The organism is Fibrobacterota bacterium (assembly GCA_019509785.1).
In the GTDB taxonomy this organism is placed as follows: domain Bacteria; phylum Fibrobacterota; class Fibrobacteria; order UBA11236; family UBA11236; genus Chersky-265.
In genome coordinates this window covers 1-4,019 of the sequence record JAEKLQ010000074.1, presented here as the reverse complement: position 1 = coordinate 4,019, position 4,019 = coordinate 1, and the positions used below count along the sequence as shown (strand labels likewise).

Annotated in this window: 3 protein-coding genes; all 3 read left to right on the top strand. The window is 56.1% G+C overall.

The window, feature by feature from the left end; translation table 11 throughout:
- The first annotated feature begins 600 nt into the window (after positions 1–600).
- Positions 601–1,962, top strand: a complete 1,362-nt coding sequence (locus tag JF616_20605) for a hypothetical protein (protein ID MBW8890162.1) — start codon at positions 601–603, stop codon at positions 1,960–1,962.
- A gap of 72 nt (positions 1,963–2,034) precedes the next feature.
- On the top strand, positions 2,035–3,132 hold the full coding sequence (locus JF616_20600) for a hypothetical protein (GenBank protein MBW8890161.1): 1,098 nt from the start codon (positions 2,035–2,037) through the stop codon (positions 3,130–3,132).
- A gap of 236 nt (positions 3,133–3,368) precedes the next feature.
- Positions 3,369–4,019: ThuA domain-containing protein (locus JF616_20595; protein MBW8890160.1), on the top strand; the 651-nt coding region annotated here is incomplete at its 3' end.

Here is a 4,019-nt window from a genome sequence, read left to right as displayed (position 1 = left end):
TGGAAGGGGACGGGGTTTCGGCCAACGCCCGCGCCACCGAAACCGGAATCGGGCCAAAGGGCGCGGAGGGCCGGCTCGCCCGCGGAGCTTGGTCCGTCGCGTCGCGCGCGGGCCTCCGGGACGCTCGCGGCCGCCTCCGGACCCGCGACATGGCTACGCAGACCGCGCCGTCCCCGGGCCGATAGGCGGAATCGACGCGAGTCCCCGCGAACGACGCGGATGATATCCCGAGCGCAACAAAAAAGTACCGCTTCATGTCCAAATAGTCTGGATTCTTCCGTGAGGATCCGAGACCTACTTACTCGGAGGCCTGCAAAGGGAGACGTGGATAGCATCACGGTTTGCGTGGAATTAATCCGAATCCCCGCGAAAAAATTTCTTTTTGGGGTTAAATTTGGCCAGGAAAAATTTCGCTGGAAAGGTTCGCGGTTGGAAGCAGAGGGCGTTGGAAAATGGGTTCGAATTACCTATGCTCTCATGCGCCACGAAGTCGATCTTTCTAACTTCTGATCTTTTTTTGGAAAAAACGAGGCAGGAATAATTATGGGTGATCGCGTCTCGCGATTTCTGAAGGTTGCCATACCTCTGGCAGTTGTTTCCATGGCGCATTCCGAGGTTACGCGGGAGCCGTTGCATACCAACGTCATCTTTGACGCGGGTCAAATTATCCACAGCAACTATCCCGAAGTGCATGATGACCAGATGCTCCAGTCCACCAGCCTTAACCTGAGCCAAACCATCGACGTCAACGAGCGGCTCAGTTTCTCGATAGGCTTGGGCGGGCTGTTCTTTTACACCATCCCCAATGTCCTCGGCCTTTCCTATCAGCGCTCCATCAAGTACGGCACCACGGTTTCGCAAGCCCTTGTATCCGTTAAATTAGGGTCGGTGTCCGATCCCATGGGCCACTTCAACTTCGGTATCATCCCGTTCAAGTACAATCCCGATGCCAAGAATCTCGGGGAGTTCCTGCTCCGCGACGAGGCCTATCCCACCGTGATGGTTTCGGGAGGCTTGAGCACCATCAATTCCGCCGGCATGCAGGTGGAAGGGACCCAGCTGCAACTCCTCACGGGCCCCTTGACCCACGATCTCCTGGTTTATACCGAGCGGGGAACCGAGCCGACCGGTGACATCTCGGCGGCCTATCTCCTCTCCTTCAAACCCCATCCGGTGTTCGAATTAGGCGCAGGCGTGGCCATTGCGCATCTGATTCCGTTCAAGCCGAGCGCCACGACTCCAACCGGGCCCTTGCTTTCCCCTGTTAACCCCTCTCCCGCCGGGGAAGTGTCGCTTCAGCCGACGAACCGCTACGCCGGTGACACCGTGGTGACCAACCTGAATGACGTGGGCTACTCGAACTATACCTTCAAAGCCACCAAGCTCATGGCGCGCGTTTCCTTCAATCCGCAGGCATTGATCAAATCCGACCTATTGGGGGAGGATGATCTGAAGATTTACTCCGAGGCAGCGGTCCTGGGGATCAAGGATTATCCTTACTACTACAGCAGTATCATGAACCGCACGCCCATCATGGCCGGATTCAATATCCCCACCTTCAAGCTGTTGAACAGGTTTTCCGTAGAAGTGGAATACCTCAAGCCCGCCTTCCCGAACAGCAATTTCTGGTCCTACGCCACCGACGCGGTTCCGGTTCCCGGCCTCATTCCTGAAGGAGCCGAAAGCTTTCACGATATGATCTACGGCGGCGTGAACCCCAACGACGGGTCCATCATCAAGCCTTATGATAAGAAGTCGTTATCCCACCGGGCCTTTAAGTGGTCGTTCTACTTGGAGCGCTCCTTGGTCCCCGGTTTGACCTTGTACGCGCAGGCGGCCAGCGATTATATGCGCGGGTATAACGCCAACGTGGGCCCCGGCGCGCTGGTACCGTTATACGAGCCTATCATCAAAACGCCCAGTGACTGGTACTATCTCGTGCGGCTGAGCTTGGGAATCTAATCCAGGATCCGAAGGAATATGAAAAAACAAATAAGAATGAAAGCGGCCTTTGCCGCGACATGCATTTGTTCAATGCCTCTGCTCTCGATCGCCGAGGTCAAGGTGGAGAGGTCTCCCCTGGAGATTGGAACCTACATCGACATCGGGCAGGTCGTGAGCGGCGGCATCGCGGACCCGACCAGTACCATCAGTCCCGACGGGGCGGTCTTGCAGCGTACGGCCGTATACGTGAACCAGGAAACCAAGGTGGCGGATCGGCTTTCCATCCTGGTAGGGGTGGGCGGGTTGTTCTATTACGCCTTCCCGGAGAATCCCAATAACGCGACTTCCCGCAGTCTTCGTTTCGGTCCTGGCGTGGGCCAAGCCGCGGGTATCTACAAGTTCGGCGATCTGGAGAAGCCGTCCTGGACGGTTCAGTTCGGCTATTTCCCGTATAAGTACAATCCTGACGCCAAGAATCTGGGGGAGTACCTGCTCCGCGATGGAACCTATCCCGGATACGAGGTAACCGGAACGGCCGGCTGGAGCCTGATGAACAGCGCCTTGTACATGGCTTCGGGCGTGAAGCTCCACGGGAATTTCCTGGACGATAAATTAGGCGTGGATCTGAACTTCTTCATCGAGCGGGACATCGAGCCCAATCATGATATCAGCCCCAGCTTGCTGCTGACTTATTCGCCGACCGAAATGCTGAGTCTCGGCGCCGGCGCCGAGTATGCCCATCTCATCTCCTTCACCCCCAGCGTGCTCAAGGGCAGGCAATATCTCATCCAGGGGGACTCGGTATTGGATATGCCAACCGCTCCCATCGACTCCGGAAAGCATTTCACCTTCCAGGGGGTCAAGGTGATGGCGCGGGCATCGCTCAATTTCGGGGCGGTACTGAATAGCCCCTGGGTCGGCGAAAATGGTTTGAAGTTGTACGGGGAAGCGGCGCTGCTGGGGGTCCAGAATTACCCGGTTTATTACGCCAAGATGATGGAGCGGTTGCCCATCATGGTGGGACTAAATCTCCCGACCTTGAATTTCTTCGAGAGAAAAAGAAAGCCATCAAGGCCAAGGATAAGAAATGGACCGTTTATGCCAAGAAGCAGATCGCCCAAGGTATTTCGATTTACGGCCAGGCGGCCAGCGATTGGGCCCGCGGCATCGACCAGAACAACGTTTTGACCAAGCTGGCCATTACCCAGAAGCCCAGCCAGTGGTACTACCTATTTAGAGTAGAGTTCGGCATCTAAAATCGGAAAAATGTGGTAGGTTAGGGGAAGCAACAAGCTCTTGGTAGCGGTTTGGGGAGGTTAATCACTATGTCGATTCGGAATAATGCAGTCATCCTCGGTGCGGGGCTCGCCGTCCTGGCCGCGGCAAACGCCGTTTCAGCTAAAACGTTTCAGTTGAAAAAGGTCATGATCATCAACGAAACGGGTTCGGGTGGTTATGCGCATACGACCCAGATCAATTACACCTCCAATTATTACACGACCTATCTTGCGCCCAAGTACGGATTCACGACCGTCACCCCTGCCACGCAGGCCGCCATCGATGCGGAAATGACGGATGCCAATTTGAAAACCTACGACGTGGTCATCTTCAACGGGGGAACCCGTATTGGCGGCGCAGGCGCCGTGGGCGATACCGCCGCGCAGCATGCCTTCCAGCGCTATCTGAAAGCGGGTGGAGGCTGCCTTGCGATCCATGGATTGTTGGATCACAACAATACCTGGCCCTGGCTCCGCGACTCCGTACTCAACGGTTCCATCTTCACCCAGCATTCCGCCTGGGGCCAGGACCCGAATGCCAAGGTCCAATGGGACACCCTGAAGACGAGCGGTGAGTTGCGTTCCATGAAAACGGAATACGATTCCATCCGCGCCTGCTATCCCAAAACGAAGTTCACCTATCCGGATGAATGGTACTCCACCAGCCCGAACGTCCGTCCTATCGCCGACGTCCTGATGACGATTGATGAAAACTCCTATACGGTTCCGTCCGGATCTTCGATGGGACTTGGACATCCCGTGATGTGGGCCTACCACTTGCCGGCCGACAAAGATGGG